At 67.3% G+C, this 16,674-nt stretch carries 17 protein-coding genes; 12 read left to right on the plus strand and 5 right to left on the minus strand.

Features of this window, described 5'->3' with window-relative positions; translation table 11 throughout:
• Positions 1-39 precede the first annotated feature (39 nt).
• From ACOTSS_RS18105 to ACOTSS_RS18120, 4 genes are read left to right on the plus strand one after another with little or no spacing between them, the layout of a single operon-like run.
• Complete coding sequence (locus ACOTSS_RS18105; RefSeq protein WP_448689352.1) at positions 40-312, plus strand: DUF3572 family protein; 273 nt, start codon at positions 40-42, stop codon at positions 310-312.
• Positions 309-950, plus strand: coding sequence for an HAD family hydrolase (locus tag ACOTSS_RS18110; RefSeq protein WP_448689353.1), 642 nt, complete (start codon positions 309-311; stop codon positions 948-950). Before ACOTSS_RS18105 ends, ACOTSS_RS18110 begins: the two co-directional genes overlap by 4 nt.
• A gap of 10 nt (positions 951-960) precedes the next feature.
• Positions 961-1,425: a RidA family protein gene (locus tag ACOTSS_RS18115; protein ID WP_448689354.1), complete on the plus strand. Its 465-nt coding sequence runs from the start codon at positions 961-963 to the stop codon at positions 1,423-1,425.
• A 14-nt stretch (positions 1,426-1,439) separates the two neighbouring features.
• Positions 1,440-2,588, plus strand: a complete 1,149-nt coding sequence (locus tag ACOTSS_RS18120) for a GNAT family N-acetyltransferase (protein ID WP_448689355.1) — start codon at positions 1,440-1,442, stop codon at positions 2,586-2,588.
• A 276-nt stretch (positions 2,589-2,864) separates the two neighbouring features.
• Here ACOTSS_RS18120 and ACOTSS_RS18125 read toward each other — a convergent pair whose 3' ends face one another.
• Both ACOTSS_RS18125 and panC read right to left on the minus strand, forming a co-directional pair.
• Positions 2,865-3,179: a sel1 repeat family protein gene (locus tag ACOTSS_RS18125; protein WP_095387853.1), complete on the minus strand. Its 315-nt coding sequence runs from the start codon at positions 3,177-3,179 to the stop codon at positions 2,865-2,867.
• Positions 3,180-3,352: 173 nt separating this feature from the next.
• Positions 3,353-4,192 (minus strand): pantoate--beta-alanine ligase, encoded by an 840-nt coding sequence (gene panC, locus ACOTSS_RS18130; protein ID WP_448689356.1) that lies wholly within the window; start codon positions 4,190-4,192, stop codon positions 3,353-3,355.
• A gap of 84 nt (positions 4,193-4,276) precedes the next feature.
• Here panC and ACOTSS_RS18135 point away from each other — a divergent pair, with 84 nt between their 5' ends.
• The 7 genes from ACOTSS_RS18135 to ACOTSS_RS18165 all read left to right on the plus strand — a co-directional run bounded on the left by ACOTSS_RS18135 (position 4,277) and on the right by ACOTSS_RS18165 (position 11,096).
• On the plus strand, positions 4,277-5,086 hold the full coding sequence (locus ACOTSS_RS18135) for a division plane positioning ATPase MipZ (RefSeq protein ID WP_448689357.1): 810 nt from the start codon (positions 4,277-4,279) through the stop codon (positions 5,084-5,086).
• Positions 5,087-5,111: 25 nt separating this feature from the next.
• On the plus strand, positions 5,112-6,494 hold the full coding sequence (gene pgmG, locus ACOTSS_RS18140; protein WP_448689358.1) for a phosphoglucomutase/phosphomannomutase PgmG: 1,383 nt from the start codon (positions 5,112-5,114) through the stop codon (positions 6,492-6,494).
• A gap of 184 nt (positions 6,495-6,678) precedes the next feature.
• Entirely contained in the window at positions 6,679-7,491 is an 813-nt protein-coding gene (gene lptB, locus ACOTSS_RS18145; protein WP_095387857.1) for an LPS export ABC transporter ATP-binding protein, read from the plus strand.
• A 14-nt stretch (positions 7,492-7,505) separates the two neighbouring features.
• Positions 7,506-8,960, plus strand: coding sequence for an RNA polymerase factor sigma-54 (gene rpoN, locus ACOTSS_RS18150; RefSeq protein WP_448689359.1), 1,455 nt, complete (start codon positions 7,506-7,508; stop codon positions 8,958-8,960).
• Positions 8,961-9,030: 70 nt separating this feature from the next.
• Positions 9,031-10,071, plus strand: a complete 1,041-nt coding sequence (gene galE / locus ACOTSS_RS18155; RefSeq protein ID WP_448689360.1) for a UDP-glucose 4-epimerase GalE — start codon at positions 9,031-9,033, stop codon at positions 10,069-10,071.
• A gap of 190 nt (positions 10,072-10,261) precedes the next feature.
• A complete protein-coding gene (gene ykgO, locus ACOTSS_RS18160; protein WP_003046794.1) occupies positions 10,262-10,387 on the plus strand; it encodes a type B 50S ribosomal protein L36 in 126 nt (41 codons plus the stop codon).
• Positions 10,388-10,484: 97 nt separating this feature from the next.
• Entirely contained in the window at positions 10,485-11,096 is a 612-nt protein-coding gene (locus ACOTSS_RS18165; RefSeq protein WP_448689361.1) for an HAD family hydrolase, read from the plus strand.
• Here ACOTSS_RS18165 and ACOTSS_RS18170 read toward each other — a convergent pair.
• The 3 genes from ACOTSS_RS18170 to ACOTSS_RS18180 all read right to left on the minus strand — a co-directional run bounded on the left by ACOTSS_RS18170 (position 11,081) and on the right by ACOTSS_RS18180 (position 14,746).
• On the minus strand, positions 11,081-12,052 hold the full coding sequence (locus ACOTSS_RS18170; RefSeq protein ID WP_448689362.1) for a S41 family peptidase: 972 nt from the start codon (positions 12,050-12,052) through the stop codon (positions 11,081-11,083). The genes ACOTSS_RS18165 and ACOTSS_RS18170 overlap by 16 nt on opposite strands.
• Positions 12,049-12,510, minus strand: coding sequence for a MarR family winged helix-turn-helix transcriptional regulator (locus ACOTSS_RS18175; protein ID WP_448689363.1), 462 nt, complete (start codon positions 12,508-12,510; stop codon positions 12,049-12,051). The genes ACOTSS_RS18170 and ACOTSS_RS18175 overlap by 4 nt, the downstream gene beginning before the upstream one ends.
• A 73-nt stretch (positions 12,511-12,583) precedes the next feature.
• Entirely contained in the window at positions 12,584-14,746 is a 2,163-nt protein-coding gene (locus ACOTSS_RS18180) for a S9 family peptidase (RefSeq protein ID WP_448691372.1), read from the minus strand.
• A gap of 82 nt (positions 14,747-14,828) precedes the next feature.
• Between ACOTSS_RS18180 and ACOTSS_RS18185 the strand changes: the two genes are divergently transcribed.
• Positions 14,829-16,667 carry an aminopeptidase P family protein gene (locus tag ACOTSS_RS18185; RefSeq protein WP_448689364.1) on the plus strand — a complete coding sequence of 613 codons (1,839 nt, stop codon included), beginning with the start codon at positions 14,829-14,831 and terminating at the stop codon, positions 16,665-16,667.
• Positions 16,668-16,674 lie beyond the last annotated feature (7 nt).

The raw sequence follows: 16,674 nt of genomic DNA on the forward strand, positions 1-16,674 counted from the left end.
CATGACACAATTGCCTCGCGGCCAAGGGGATTTTCGGACGTGAACGACGGCGACGAAGCGCTGGCGCTCCATGCGCTCGGCTGGATATTGGCCGACGAGCCGCGTGCCGAGCGGTTGCTTGGGATGACGGGGCTCGACCCGGCGACGCTGCGGTCCTCGCTCGGTGATCGCGCGACGCTCGGCGCCATCCTCGGCTTTCTCGCCGCGCACGAGCCCGATCTTGTCGCCTGCGCGGCGGCGCTCGATAGGGAGCCCGAGGCGCTTGCGGCCGCGGCGCGCCGCCTCGAAGGACTGGAAGGACAAGACGCATGACCCGCCCGCTCGTCATCACCGATTGCGACGAGGTGCTGATGCACATGGTCGTGCCCTTCGCGAAATGGGTCGACGAGGCGCATGGCGTGCTGTTCCGCATGGAGGATGCGAGCTTCGCCGGCGCGTTGAAGCGCAAGGAGTGCGGCACGCCCCTCGAAGCGGCCGAGGTCTGGCCCCTGCTCGACGGCTTCTTCCGCACCGAAATGGCGCGGCAAACGCCGATTCCCGGCGCGATGGCGGCGATGGCGGCGATCGGCGGCGCGGCCGATATCGTCGTGCTCACCAACGTCGGTCCCGACCATCAGGCGGCGCGCGGCGCACAGCTCGCCGCGCTCGGGCTCGCCGCGCCGGTGATCGGGAGCCGCGGCGGCAAGGGCGAGCCGGTGCGGCGGCTGCTCGACGAGCGGAAACCCAGCGTCGCCGTCTTCATCGACGATCTCGCCGGCCATCATGCTTCGGTCGCGGCCGAGGCGCCCGAGGTGTGGCGCCTGCACATGGTCGGCGAACCCGCGATCGCCGACAAGATCGCCCCCTCCCCCCACGCGCATGCGCGGATCGACGATTGGGCGGCAGCGCAGGACTGGATCCTCGCGCGGCTCGCCGAAAATATCCCGGCCCCCGGCCCCGAACTGGTATAAAGGACATTCCATGGACATTTCCGCAAAGCTTGCCGACCTCGGCCTTGAACTTCCCAGGCCCGCCGCGCCGGTCGCCGCCTATGTGCCCGTCGTCGAGCATGGCGGGCTGCTCCACATCAGCGGGCAATTGCCGTTTCGCGACGGACAGGTCGTGACCGGCCGGCTCGGCGACGATACCGACGTCGCGAGCGGCTACGACGCCGCGCGCCGCTGCGCACTGATGCTGGTCGCGCAGGTCGGGCAGGCGCTGGGCGGCGACTGGTCGCGGGTCGAGCGCATCGTGAAGCTGGGCGTGTTCGTAAACAGCGCCCCGAATTTCACCGACCAGGCGAAGGTCGCCAATGGCGCGTCGGAGCTGTTCGAAACCTTGTTCGGCGAAGCGGGCCGCCATGCACGCGCGGCGGTCGGCGTCGCGGTGCTGCCGCTCGGCGCCGCGGTCGAGGCCGACGCGATCGTCGCGGTGAAGCCGGCCTAGGACCCCAGGATCCGATGGCCGAAGCCGACCCGCCCGCCCGCACCATTTCGCTCGGCACCGGCGTCGCCGCGGTCGAGGCGGCGGCGTGGGACGCGCTGGCGGGCGGCGTCAACCCCTTCGTCGGCCATGATTTCCTCTCGCTCCTCGAGGAATCGGGCAGCGTCGGGCCGGGCACCGGCTGGCAGGCGGCGCCGCTGCTGGTCGAGGATGCGGCCGGCGCGCTGGTCGCCGCCGCGCCCGTCTATCTCAAATCGCACAGCCAGGGCGAATATGTCTTCGACCACGCCTGGGCCGACGCGTGGGAACGCGCGGGCGGCGCCTATTATCCCAAGCTGCAGATCGCGGCGCCGTTCACGCCGGTGCCGGGCCCGCGGCTGCTCGCGCAGAATGAGGAGGACGCGCGGCTGCTGATCCGCGCCGCCGAAGCCGTGGTGCGGCAGAACGAGCTGTCCTCGGCGCACGCGACCTTCGTCGCGCCCGAACAGATGCCGCTGTTCGAGGACGCAGGCTGGCTGGTGCGCCGCGACATCCAGTTCCATTTCGCCAATGCCGGCTATGCGCGCTTCGACGATTTCCTCGCCACATTGACCTCGGCCAAGCGCAAGCAGCTTCGCAAGGAACGCGCGCGGGCGGTCGAAGGCTTGCGGATCGTGGAGGTAAGCGGCGCCGCGATCGAGCCCGTGCACTGGGACGCGATGTGGGCCTTTTATCAGGACACGGGCGCGCGCAAATGGGGGCATCCCTATCTGACGCGCGCGGCGTTCGACCTGATGGGGGCGCGGATGGCGGATCGCATCATCCTGGTCCTTGCCTATGCGGACGAGCGGCCGGTTGCGGGGGCGATGCACTTCCTCGGCGCCGACACGCTCTACGGGCGCTATTGGGGCTGCCTTTCCGACATCCCCTATCTGCATTTCGAGCTTTGCTATTATCGCGCGATCGACATCGCGATCGCGCGCGGCCTATCGCGCGTCGAGGCGGGCGCGCAGGGCGGACACAAACTCGCGCGCGGCTATGGCCCGGTCGCGACCTGGTCGGCGCATTTCATCGCCGATCCGGGGTTCCGCCGCGCGGTGTCCGACTTTCTGGAGCGCGAGCGCGCGGCCGAGGAGCAGGAACTCGAATGGCTGGAAGGGCATATGCCCTTCCGGCGGGCCGAATGAAGCTCACGCAAAGGCGCAAAGGCGCGAAGAGAATTGCGCGGTTGGCTTTCGGATAATCTCACACAAAGACACAAAGAAGGCGGTTTCTGCCGTCCCGTCTCGCGTCCATCGTTGAAGATTGTCTGACCGGACTTCGCACGGCCTTTTTCCAGCGGCATCGAAATCGGCGCGACGATCGAGTGGCATCGCGCCCTCTTTGTGTCTTTGTGTGAGATCTTTTTCTTCGCGCCTTTGCGCCTTTGCGTGAGCTTCAAAAAGCCACGCAGCGGCGAAATCTCAGGCGGCGAAGCGCCGAGCCGCCGGCCGTCGGGCGGTCTCGTCGAGCCAAGCGCGCGCCTGGCGCTGCGCCTCGGCGATCTCGTCGCGGCTCATTTCATCCGACAGGTCGGCGCGGCATTGCTGCCCCTCGACGCTGCCGCCGAGCGCGGCGAGATTGAACCATTTATGCGCCTGGATCAGATCGACATCGACGCCGCCGGTGCCGGTCGAAAAGGCGATGCCGAGATCGAAATAGGCATTGGCGTCGCCGCGCGCCGCGTCGAGCAGCCGGCTTTCGATCAGATATTGGGCAGACTTCAGACTGTTCGCCATGATAACCCCCTTTGCTTCCCCCCACAGGAAGCTTCGCCCCCCAACCTTGCGGTTCATGGTCAACAAAGCGTTAACGATGAGGTGAATTTTTGGGGATAAGGCGAGGAAGCGCCGGGAATCCGGCATTTCTGGCCTCGTCATTGCGAGCGCAGCGAAGCAATCCAGGGGCGGCTTTACCCCACCGCCAGATTGTCGATCAGCCGCGTCTTTCCCATTCGCGCCGCGGCGAGCAAGCGCGCGGGCTGCCTGAGTACCGTCAATCGTTCGAGACTGTTCGCGTCGGCGAGCGCGACATAATCGACGCTGTCGAAGCCTCCGGCAGCGATCGCCGCTTCGGCCCCGGCGAGCGCCTCCGCGACATCGGCGCCGCTCGCGATCGCCGCCGCCGCCGCCTTCAGCGCCTTGGGGAAGGCCGCGGCCGCGATACGCTGGTCTTTCGTCAGATAGGCGTTGCGCGACGACAGCGCGAGGCCGTCGGCGTCGCGCGCGATCGGCGCGCCCAATATGTCGAGCCCGAAGTCGAGGTCGCGCGCCATGCGGCGGATGATCGCGAGCTGCTGCCAGTCCTTTTCGCCGAAGATCGCCATGTCGGGACGAACCTGGTTGAACAGCTTGGCAACCACGGTCGCGACGCCGTCGAAATGGCCGGGCCGCGCGGCGCCGCAATAATCGGCGCCGAGTTCGGCGACCTCGACATGCGTGCTATGGCCTTCGGGATACATGACCGCGACGTCGGGCGCCCAGAGCAGCGCCGCCTTTTCCTCGACCAGCAGCGCGGCGTCGTGCGCCTCGTCGCGCGGATAGGCGGCGAAATCCTCGTTCGGGCCGAATTGCGTCGGATTGACGAAGATCGACACGACGACATGGTCGGCGACGCGCCGCGCCATCCGCACCAGCGACAGATGCCCCTCGTGCAGCGCCCCCATCGTCGGCACCAGCGCGACGCTTTTTCCGCCCTGCTTCAGTGCCGAAACGGCACGGTGAAGCGTGGCGATATCACGGATGATTTGCACCCTTGCCCGCCCTCCGATATTGGCGGCGCCTATACGCCACCGATGCGGTTGCCATGCCGCGCCAGCAGGAAAATCGCAACGGTCATGACGACGCCCGCACCGCACCGCATCATCTTTGCCAATGAAAAGGGCGGGACGGGCAAATCGACCTGCGCCGTGCATTTCGCGGTCGCGCTGACCAGCCTCGGCTGGCGCGTCGCGGGGATCGATCTCGACCCGCGCCAGCGCACCTTTCACCGCTATCTGGAAAATCGCGAGAATACCGCGAAGCGCCGCGACATCGCCCTGCCCACCCCGCGCTTTGAAGTGTTCGAAGGGTCGACGATCGAGGAACTCGACGATCAGGTCGCGCGGCTCGCCGAGGGCGCCGATTATTTCGTCGCCGACACGCCGGGGCGCGACGATATCTTTGCGCGCCACCTCGCGACCAGCGCCGATACGCTGGTCACGCCGATCAACGACAGCTTCATCGACTTCGACCTGATCGGTCAGGTCGATCCCGAGACCTTTCAGGTCACCCGCCCCAGCTTCTATTCCGAGCTGATCTGGGACACCCGCAAGGCGCGCGCAAAGACCGATGGGCGGACGATCGACTGGATCGTGCTCCGCAATCGCCTCCAGCATGTCGACGCGCACAATATGCGCCGCGTCGGCGAGGCGCTGAACCAGCTGTCGCGCCGCGTCGGTTTCCGCGTCATCCCGGGGCTCGGCGAGCGCGTCATCTATCGCGAGCTCTTCCCCGCCGGGCTGACCTTGCTCGACAAGGCGCATCTCGGCGGCATGGGCATCGGCCATGTCGTCGCGCGGCAGGAGCTGCGCGAGGCGATGGGCGGATTGAACCTTCCGGCGCGCGAGCGGTTGCACCCGGACGGGGACCTGTTCGCCGCCGCCTGAACAACTCTCTCCCAAGAGGATAGTCATGACCCATATCTTCCACCCCACGATGCTGCGCGAATATGACATCCGCGGCGTCGTCGGCGACACGCTGTCGGCCGCCGACGCCACCGCGATCGGACGGAGCTTCGCGACGCTGATCAAGCGCGCGGGGGGCAAGCGGGTCGCGGTCGGCTATGACGGACGCCTGTCGTCGCCGATGCTCGCCGAAGCCGTGATCGAGGGGATCAACGCGGCGGGGGTCGATGCTCTGAACGTCGGACTCGGGCCGACACCGATGCTCTATTATGCGGCCTCAACCGAAAAGGTGGACGGCGGCATACAGATAACCGGCAGCCATAATCCCCCCGACTATAACGGCTTCAAGATGGTGTTTCAGGGGCGCCCCTTCTTCGGCGCCGACATTCAGCGGATCGGCGAACTCGCCGCCGCGGGCGACTGGGAAAGCGGCGACGGCACGGCGGAGAGCATCGATCTCGTCGACGCCTATGTCGACCGGCTGGTCGAGGGCTTCGCCGGCGGCGCCTTCCGCATCGGCTGGGACGCGGGCAACGGCGCGGCGGGCGCGGTCATCGAGAAACTCACCGCGCGCCTGCCGGGCGAGCATCATCTTCTCTTTACCGATATCGACGGTCATTTTCCGAACCACCACCCCGACCCGACGGTCGAGGCGAATCTGGCCGACCTTCGAAAGCTCGTCGCCGAGAAGAGCCTCGATTTCGGCGTCGCTTTCGATGGAGACGGCGACCGCATCGGCGCGATCGACGGCGAGGGCCGGGTGATCTGGGGCGACCAGCTTCTGCAGATCTACGCCGCGGCGGTGCTGAAGGAGATGCCCGGCGCGACGGTGATCGCCGATGTGAAGGCGAGCCAGGCGCTGTTCGACCGCATCGCCGAATTGGGCGGCACGCCGCTGATGTGGAAGACCGGGCACAGCCTGATCAAGGCGAAGATGAAGGAAACGGGCAGTCCGCTCGCGGGCGAGATGAGCGGGCATATCTTCTTTGCCGACCGCTATTATGGCTATGACGACGCGCCTTATGCCGCGGTGCGGTTGATCGAGGCGGCGACCAAGCTCGGCAAGAGCGTCACGGCCTTGCGCGGCGACATGGCGCCGATGGCCAACACGCCCGAGCTCCGCTTCCAGGTCGACGAGGCCCGTAAATTCGCCATTGTGGACGAGGTTCTGGATCGCCTCGCCGCGTCGGGCGCGACGCTCGACCGCACCGACGGCGCGCGCGTCCGCACCGAGGACGGCTGGTGGCTGCTCCGCGCCTCGAACACCCAGGATGTGCTCGTCGCCCGTGCCGAGGCGAAGGACGAGGCCGCCCTCGCCCGCCTCGTCGCCGCGATCGACGACCAGCTGGCGCAGTCGGGCGTCGCCCGCGGGGCGTCGGCGGGGCATTGATTCTCCCCTCCCTGAAAGGGAGGGGTCGGGGGCGGGTGTGCGGCCAAGAAAGAACGCCTGCGGCGACCCACCCCCAGCCCCTCCCTTTCAGGGAGGGGAGCTCCTGCAAAAATCTTGCCAGATTGACCTTCGCGCCGCGCCTGGGGTAACGCCCCAACGGGGCTAGAACGGATCCAAGCTGAGCATGACCGACGAATCCACTGTGGCGACGCTTTCCGAAGGCGATCACGGCGTTGCCGAGCACACCGCGCATGTCCAGCAGGACGCGGCGGCGGGCAACGGGCTCGCGGTGGTGTCGATCGCCAAAAGCTACGACAAGCGCACCGTCCTCTCCGACGTGTCGCTGTCGGTCGGCAAGGGCGAGGTGGTCGGGCTGCTCGGCCCGAATGGCGCGGGCAAGACGACCTGCTTCTATTCGATCATGGGGCTGGTGAAGCCCGACGCCGGGCGCATCATGCTTGACGGCGCCGACATCACCGCGCTTCCCATGTACCGCCGCGCGATCCTCGGCCTCGGCTATCTGCCGCAGGAAACCTCGATCTTTCGCGGCATGACGGTCGAGCAGAATATCTCCGCGGTGCTCGAACTCGCCGAGCCCGACAAGGTGGCGCGCGAGCGCCGCCTCGACGAGCTGCTCGAGGAATTCGGCCTCACCCGGCTGCGCAGCGCCGCCGCGATGGCGCTGTCGGGGGGCGAACGCCGCCGCGCCGAAATCGCCCGCGCGCTCGCCGCCAACCCGTCGATCATGCTGCTCGACGAACCCTTCGCGGGGATCGACCCGATCTCGATCAGCGACATCCGCGACCTCGTTGCGGACCTCAAGACGCGCGGCATCGGGGTGCTGATCACCGACCATAATGTCCGCGAGACATTGGACCTCGTCGACCGCGCCTGCATCATCTACGACGGCAAGGTGCTGCTCGCCGGGTCGCCCGCCGAGCTCGTCGCCGACCCCGAGGTGCGCCGGCTCTACCTCGGCGAGGGCTTTTCGCTTTGACCGTTTGAGGCGCGATGGCACTCGGTCCCCGCCTCGATTTACGCCAGTCGCAATCGCTGGTGATGACGCCGCAGTTGCAGCAGGCGATCAAGCTGCTCGCGCTGTCGAACCTCGAACTCGAAGCCTATCTGGCCGAAGCGCTCGAAGGCAATCCGCTGCTCGACACCGCCTCGGCCGATGAGGGCGGCGGCGCCGACGACCCAGGCGAGGAGCCGCCCGCGCCCGCGGCCGAGGCGCCCGACACCGACCAGGCGCTCGCGTCCGATGCGGGAGTCGCCGACGATCTCGACGTCGACTTCGCCGAGGAGCGCTTCCACCACGACAGCGCGAGCGACAGCGTCGGACTGTCGGGGACGGGCGAGGACATCGATTTCGACAGCTTCGCCGAGGCCGAGGGCACGCTCTACGATCACCTGCTCGCGCAGGTGGGCGAGCGTTTCTCGGGGATCGAAGCGATGCTCGCCGAACAGATCGTCGCGCTGATCGACGAGGCGGGCTATCTGCGCGCCGACCTTGCCGATCTGGCGCAGCGGCTCGGCGTCCCGCTCGCGCTGGTCGAGGCGGTGCTGGCGGGCGTCCAGAGCTTCGATCCGTCGGGCGTCGGCGCGCGCGATCTTGCCGAATGCATCGCGATCCAGGCGCGCGAGGCCGACCGTTACGACCCCGCGATGGCGACGATGATCGCGCATCTCGATCTGGTCGCCAAGGGCGCCTTTCCGCAATTGAAGCGCATCTGCGGGGTCGACGATGAGGATCTCGCCGACATGATCCGCGAGCTGCGCGGCTATGATCCGAAGCCCGGCCTCAAATTCGGCGGCGACCGGGCGCAGGCGGTCGTTCCCGACCTCTACATCCGCCAGACCGCGAAGGGCTGGGCGGTCGAGGTCAACAGCGGCACCCTGCCCCGCCTGCTCGTCAACCGCCGCTATTATGCCGAACTCGCCAAGGGCGCGGCGGCGAAGAGCAAGGCGTGGCTGTCCGAGCAGCTCGCGGGCGCCAACTGGCTCGTCCGCGCGCTCGACCAGCGCCAGCGCACGATCGTCAAGGTCGCGAGCGAGATCGTCAAGCAGCAGGAGGGCTTCTTTCTCCACGGCGTCGCGCATATGCGACCGCTGACGCTGCGCCAGGTCGCCGAGGCGATCGGGATGCACGAATCGACCGTCAGCCGCGTCACCAGCAATAAATATCTCAGCTGTGCGCGCGGATTGTTCGAGCTCAAATATTTCTTCTCGAGCGGGATTTCCGCGACCGACGGCGACGGCGCGGTGTCGGCCGAGGCGGTGAAGAGCCGCATTCGGGCGCTGATCGACGCCGAGGACGCCAAGGCGATCCTTTCCGACGAGACGATCGCGCAGAAGCTCGCCGCCGAGGGCCACGACATCGCGCGGCGCACCGTGGTCAAATATCGCGAGGCGATGGGCTATGGCTCGTCGGTGCAGCGCCGCCGGCAAAAGGCGCTGGCGGGGTAAAGCCCCTCCCCCGCTAACCAATCCCTAACCACTCTCGCGCTAGCTTTTCGGCCAAAGGAGCCGAAAGCCCGTGACCTCTGCCTCCCGCCCGACCAGCCCGCAGTCCGACCGTCCCTTCACCGTGCTCGTCACCGGGGGCGCCGGCTATATCGGCAGCCATGCCGTGCTCGCGCTGCTCGATGCTGGGTGGCGCGTCGTGGTGCTCGACAATCTCGTCACCGGCTTCCGCTGGGCGGTGCCCGCAGCGGCCGCTTTTTACGAAGGCGACATCGCCGACCCGGCGCTCGTCAGCCGCATCGTCGCGAAGCACGACATCGGCGCGATCCTGCATTTCGCGGGGTCGGTGGTGGTGCCCGAATCGGTCGCCAATCCGCTCAAATATTACGACAACAATAGCGCGCGCAGCCGGACGCTGATCGACACCGCGGTGCACAGCGGGGTGCGCCACTTCATCTTCTCCTCGACCGCGGCGACCTATGGGATTCCCGATGTGGTTCCGGTGCGCGAGGATGCGCCGCAGCGGCCGATCAATCCCTATGGCATGTCGAAGCTGATGACCGAGGCGATGCTCGCCGACGTCGCGGCGGCGCATGATTTCAACTATTGCGCGCTGCGTTATTTCAACGTCGCGGGGGCCGATCCGCAGGCGCGCAGCGGCCAGTCGACCGCGGGCGCGACGCATCTGATCAAGGTCGCGGTCGAGGCGGCGCTCGGCAAGCGCGGCCATGTCGACGTCTTCGGCACCGACTTCGCGACCGCGGACGGCACCGGGGTGCGCGACTATATCCACGTCAGCGACCTCGCCGCCGCGCACCTGCTCGCGCTCGAGGCGCTGATCGCCGATCCCGACACCAGCCACCGCCTCAACTGCGGCTATGGCCGCGGCTTTTCGGTGCTCGAGGTGCTCGACGCGGTCGACCGCGCGACGAATCGCAGGATCGATCGGCATATGGGCGCGCGGCGCGCGGGCGACCCCGATGCGCTGGTCGCCGACAATGGCGCGATTCGCGCCGCATTCGGCTGGACGCCGCGCTACGCCGACCTCGACACGATCGTCGCGCACGCGCTCGCTTGGGAACGCGCGCTCGAAGGGCGGCGCCTCGCTGCGTAGCCAGGGAATGCGGTACGATTCTTTCCGTCTCGTCACCCCGGACTTGATCCGGGGCCTGCCTGTCTTGAAGAAATAAGGCGGGTCCCGGGTCGAGCCCGGGATGACGAAGGGAAGGACAGTTGACTTTTCGCCCGCTTCCCCATAGGTGCGCCGCTTCGCGTGCAACGCTGAAAATTTACGGACAAGAACAATGAAGATTCGCAACAGCCTGAAGTCGCTGAAGGACCGCCACCGGGACAACCGCGTGATCCGCCGCCGGGGCCGGACCTATGTGATCAACAAGACCAACCGCCGCTTCAAGGCGCGCCAGGGCTGATGGCCCTGCCGGGGCGTTCGTGCCCCGTGCGTGCAGTGCAGGTCAGCGTGACGCCGTCGGATGCTTCCGGCGGCGCTTTCGCGTATCCGGAGGGCGCATGATTCGGCAAGCCGTGATCTTCGACGTCGGCCGCGTCCTCTTCGACTGGGATTTGCGCTATCTGTTCGCCAAGCTGATCGCTGACGAGGGCGAACTCGACTGGTTCCTAAGTCACGTCGTCACCCCTGAATGGCATTTCCAGCACGACGCCGGCCGCCCGCTCGCCGACATGCTCCCCGAGCTCAAGGCCGAATTTCCCGATCACGCGCCGCTGATCGATGCCTATGCCGCGCGCTTCAACGAGACCATTCCCGGCCCGGTGCCGGGTAGCCTCGAACTGGTCGAACGCCTCGACGCTGCAGGGGTGCCGCTGTTCGCGATCACCAACTTCGGCCATGAATTCTGGGAAGGCTTCCGCCCGACCCAGCCGATCTTCGACCGCTTTCGCAATATCATCGTCTCGGGCACCGAGAAGCTGATGAAGCCCGACCCGGCTATCTACGCCCTCGCGATCGAACGCTTCGGCATCGATCCCGCTGGCGCGCTGTTCGTTGACGACAATGCCGCCAATGTCGCGGGCGCCGAAGCGGCCGGGATCGCGGCGCATCGGTTCGAGGATGCGGCGGGGCTGGAAGCCGAGCTGGTTGCGCGGGACTATTTGCCGGGCTGAGCCGCGATCGCGGCGCGGGCGAGCGCGATCGCCTTGTCGAGCGCCTGCTCGGGAGGCACCGCGACGTCGGGAGTCACTCCCACCCCTTGCCAATTGGTACCGGTGATCGGATTGACCGAACGCTTTTCGGGCAAGCTCAGGGCGAAATGCGGATGGACGCGGCGATATTCGAACGGGTTGGCGCCGCCGCCGCTCACCGCGCCGACGATCGTTGCGCGCTTCAGCGCCTGCAGGTCATAGGCGAGCGCTTCGGCCGCCGAGAAGGTGCGCGGGCCGATCAGCACATAGAGCGGCTTGGTGTCGCCGAAGCGCCGCCCCGGAACCCACATGGGCGAGGCGCGCGGCGCCAGCGTATCGGTCGGGCGATCATAGACCCCGCTGAGCGGCGAGCCCGGGGGCAACAGGTGACCGAGAATCAGGTCGAGCGTTTCCATCCCGCCGCCGTTGTTCCGCAAATCGATGATCAGCGCATCGCCCTGCGCCGCGACGGTCATCATCGCGCTGATCACGTCCCCCGCAAGCGCGGGCGGGGGAAAGACGCGGAGGTCGATCAGCATGATGTTGCCATCGAGCCTTTCGATCTTTTCGACGCCATGGTTCAGATGCGCGCCGTAGAAGCGCTCGACCTCCTCGGCCGTGAAAGCCTCGTCGCCGCCTTCGGCGGGGATGGGTCGCGCGCTGTAATCGAGCGCGAGATGGCCATCGCCCGATTCCCGCCGCAGCCAGGCCGTGAGAGCATCGGCGAGGGCGGGGCCGTCGGTTATCGCCCGCCACATGGGCTCCGCCTTGCGCAGGGCGTCGCCCAGTTCGACGCCCTTGCCGGGATCGACGTAGCGCGTTTCGAGCAGGGTGGCGACGGCGTCGAGCGTCGCGGTCCGGTCGGCGTCGGTGATCGGCTGCGCGCCGGCGGGAATCGACAGGATCAAGAGGAAGAGCGTCGCGAGCAGGCGTTTCACGGGTTCAGCTCCTTGGCGATCAGGGCATGAAAGGATTCGCGATCGAGACTGGCGAGCGCGGCGTCGATGGTGGTCGCGATCGGCGCCGGCAAGGTGGAGTCGAGCGCGTCGGCGGCGCGGGCGATGGCGTCCCAGATGGACTGCAATGCGGGCATCCTGTCGCGCGCCGCCGCCGTCAGCGCGTATCGGTGTTCGCGCCGGTCCTCGCCCGGCACGATCTCGATCCATCCCGAGCGCGCCATCAATTGCAGCGTCTGGGTCGCGGCGGGCTGGGTGAAGCCCAGCTCGGTGGCGCATTCGCCGACCGAAGCCGATTCGCGGCGCATCAGGAGCTGGAAATAGGGGAAGAAGCGTGGGCGAAATTCCAGTCCCGCATCCCGATAAGCGCGCTCGACCGCATCGTCGAGCGCGGCGATCAGCAGGCGCAGGCGGGTTCCGAGACCGGTGGGGCGAATCATATATAAGGGCTTATATAATAAAAGTGCCGCACACAACCCCTTTGAAGGAGCAGTGTCTCCGCTTGCGGGAAGCCTAGTCTTCCACCCCGAGCTGCGTCAGCACGAAGGCATATTCCTCGGCATCCTCGTGGAGCGCGCCCCAGCGGCCCGACTTGCCCGCGTGACCCGCGCCCATATTGGTGCGCAGCAGCAGCGTCGCGTCATTGGTGCGGGTCGCGCGGAGCTTCGCGACCCATTTGGCGGGCTCCCAATAGGTGACGCGCGGGTCGTTGAGGCCGGCCGAGACGAGCATCGGCGGATAGGCCTTCGCGGTCACATTGTCGTAGGGGCTGTAGCTCAGCATATAGTCGAACGCCGCCTTGTCGGTGATCGGGTTGCCCCATTCGGGCCATTCGCCCGGTGTCAGCGGCAGCGTCTCGTCGACCATGGTGTTGATCACGTCGACGAAGGGCACCCCCGCGAGCACCGCGCCCCAGAGCTCGGGCGCTTCGTTATACACCACCCCCATCACCTGCCCGCCCGCCGAGCGGCCCTCGATCGAGATTTTGCCCGCGCTGGTATAGCCCTTGGCGATCAGCCCCTTCGCGACGTCGACGAAGTCGTCGAACGTGTTCTTGCGCTCGCTCGTCTTGCCCGCGAGATACCAGGCGCGCCCCATGTCGTCGCCGCCGCGGACATGCGCGATTCCATAGATCATCCCGCGATCGACGAGGCTGAGCCGCGTCGTCGAAAAGCCCGGCGCGACCCGGTAGCCGTAGGACCCATAGGCATAGAGATGCATTGGCGCGCTGCCGTCGCGCTTCGTCCCCTTGCGGTAGACGAGCGAGGCGGGAATCATCGTCTTGCCGTCGCGGCTCGGCAGATTGACCCATTCGGTTATATATTGCGACGCGTCATAACCCGACGGGATTTCCTGGACCTTGAGCGTCTCGAGCGTCCCCGCCGCGACGTCATAGTCGTAGACGGTGTCGGGGGTGATCATCGATTCATAGTCGAGCCGGAGCTTGTCCTGATGATATTCGGGATTGTCGCCGAGCCCCGCCACATAGGTGGCTTCGGGGAACCGGATCCGGCCGGGGGTCAGCGGCGCGTCATATTTGCGGACATCGACCTGATCGAGCCCGTCCTCGCGCGTTTCGAGCACGAAATAGTCGCGGAAGATCGCAAGATCGGTGATGTAGCTGTGATCCGACCCGGGGATCAGCGTCGTCCAATCGCCCGGCGCGGCGAGGCTCGCGGTCGCGACGCGGAAATTCGGATGGTCGTCGTTGGTCAGGATGTAGAGGGTGCCCTCGCGCTCGTCGACGCTATACTCGCGGCCCTTCTGGCGCGCCGACACGAGCTGCATCTTCGCCTCGGGATCGCCCGCGGGGAGCAGATAGACCTCGCTCGTCTCATTATCGCCGGTCGCGATCACGATGTAATTGTCCGCCGCGGTCTTGCCGATCCCGACGCCGAATCCGATGTCGGGCTCCTTGTAGAGCAATTTATCCTGTGCCACGGGGCGTCCGAGCCGGTGCAGCCGGACATTGTCGGTGCGCCAGTTCTCGTTGGCGAGGCCGTAGAGGATCGCGTCGTTGCCCGCGGTCCAGACGAGCGACGACAGCGTGCCGGGGATGACGTCGGGAAGCGCCGCGCCGGTCGTCAGATCCTTGAAGCGCACCTCGAAGCGTTCGGAGCCATTGTCGTCGACCGCATAGGCCATCAGCCGCCCGTCGGGGCTGATCGAGACGTCGGACAGGCGGAAATACTCCTTGCCCTCGGCCATGGCGACCTCGTCGAGGATCAGCGCCGGCTCGCCCGCGCCCGACGCGGGCTTGCGGTACCATTTCTTATATTCGGCTCCTTCCTCAAATTCGACCCAATAGAGCCAGTCGCCGTCCTTCTGCGGCACGCTCGCGTCGGCTTCCTTGATGCGGCCCTTCATTTCCTGGAACAGCGTTTCGACCAGCTTCGCATGCGGCTTCATCGCCGCGTCGAAATAGGCGTTTTCTTGCCTGACATAGTCGAGGATGTCGGCGTCATCGACCTCCGGATAGCCGGGATCGCGCAGCCAGTGCCACGGATCGGACAGCGTCCGGCCGTGCAGCGTCACCTGATACGGGCGCTGGTCGGCGACGGGGGCAGGGGGCAGGGCGGGGGCTTGTTCGGTCAAATCGGCGTCTTTCTCTTGCTTTTCTTGGGCCAAAAGCGGGGGCGATGCGACAAGCGGGGTGGCAATTGCCGCCAGAAACATCCAAATGAGGCGCATGGAAAACTCCCGCGGCGCCGCCCCCGGTGGGCAGGATCGCCCGCGATGTAGGAACAAGGAACGCCGCATGTCTACCCCCCGGTCCAGCACCAGCCCCGCCGATCGCCTCGCCCGCCTGCGTGCCGAATTGAAGGCGCGCGGCCTCGACGGGTTCGTCGTGCCGATCAGCGACGAGCATATGAGCGAATATGTCGGCGACTATGCGCAGCGCATGGCGTGGCTCACCGGCTTCGGCGGCTCGGCGGGGACCGCGGCGGTGTTGCCCGAAAAGGCGGCGGTGTTCGTCGACGGTCGCTATACGGTGCAGGTGCGCGCCCAGGTCGACGGCGGCCTCTACGATTATGTCGGGGTACCGCAGTCGAGCGTCGCCGAATGGCTCGGCGCCAACGTCAGCGCCGGGCAGAGGATCGGATACGATCCCTGGCTGCACGGCATCGACTGGGCGCGCGGGCTCGAAAAGGCGCTCGCCGCCAAGGGCGCCGAACTGGTCGCGGTAGCCAGCAATCCGATCGACGCGGTGTGGGACGACCAGCCGGCGCCGAGCGACGCGCCGGTCACCGTGTACGGCACGGCGCTCGCGGGACAGGCGGCGGCCGACAAGCGCGCCGTCGTCGCCGACTGGCTGAAGGCGAGGGGGCTCGACACGACGGTGATGACCGCGCTCGATTCGATCGCCTGGACCTTCAACATCCGCGGGTCGGACGTCACGCACACGCCGGTCGGGCTCGCCTTCGCGCTGCTGAATGCCGATGCGACCGCCGACCTGTTCATCGCGCCCGAGAAGGTCACCGACGCGGTGCGCGCGCACCTCGGCAACAGCGTCCGGATCCACGATCGCGACGCGTTCGAGGCGGCGCTCGCCGGCCTTGCGGGCAAGAAGGTCGCGGTCGATCCCGACCGCGCGGTCGCGGCGATCTTCACCGCGCTCGAAGCCGCGGGCGCGAAGATCGAGCGCCACCGCGACCCGGCGGTGCTGCCCAAGGCGATCAAGAACGCCACCGAGCTCGACGGCACCCGCGCCGCGCATGTCCGCGACGGGGTCGCGGTCGCGCGCTTCCTGAAATGGATGGCGGAGGTCGCGCCGCAGGGCGGCCTCGACGAACTCGGCGCCGCGGCGAAGCTCCGTAGCTTTCGCGATCAGAGCGGCGCGCTCGTCGACCTGTCGTTCGACACCATCTCGGCCGCCGGCCCCAATGGGGCGCTGCCACACTACAAGGTCGACGAGACCACCAACCGCGCCATCGAGACCGGCACGCTTTATCTGGTCGATTCGGGCGGGCAATATGCCGACGGCACGACCGACATCACGCGCACCATCGCGATCGGCACGCCGAGCGCCGAGATGCGCCGCCGCTTCACGCAGGTGCTGAAGGGCCATATCGCGCTCGCCACCGCGCGCTTCCCCAAGGGCACGCGCGGCAGCCAGCTCGACATTCTCGCGCGGCAATATCTGTGGGCCGACGGGGTCGATTATGCGCATGGCACCGGGCACGGCGTCGGCGCCTATCTGGCGGTCCACGAAGGGCCGCAGCGCATCGCCAAGCCCTCGGGCGGGCAGGCGGGGACCGAGGAGCCGTTGCACGCGGGCATGATCCTGTCGAACGAGCCCGGCTATTACAAGGCGGGCGCCTTCGGCATCCGGATCGAGAATCTCGTCGTCGTCGTCCCGCAAGCCATCGCCGATGCCGAGGAGGAGATGCTGGGGTTCGAGACGATCACCTTCGCGCCGATCGCGCGCGATCTGGTCGATCCCGCGCTGCTTTCGCCCGCCGAGGCCGACTGGCTCGACGCCTATCACGCCGCGGTGTTCGAAAAGCTGGCGCCGGGGATGAGCGGGACGGATCGCGAATGGCTCGAAGCGGCGTGCGCGCCGCTCGACCGCGTCCCCGCCGCGCTCGCCGCCTGACGGGCCG

The organism is Sphingopyxis sp. NJF-3, assembly GCF_053514865.1.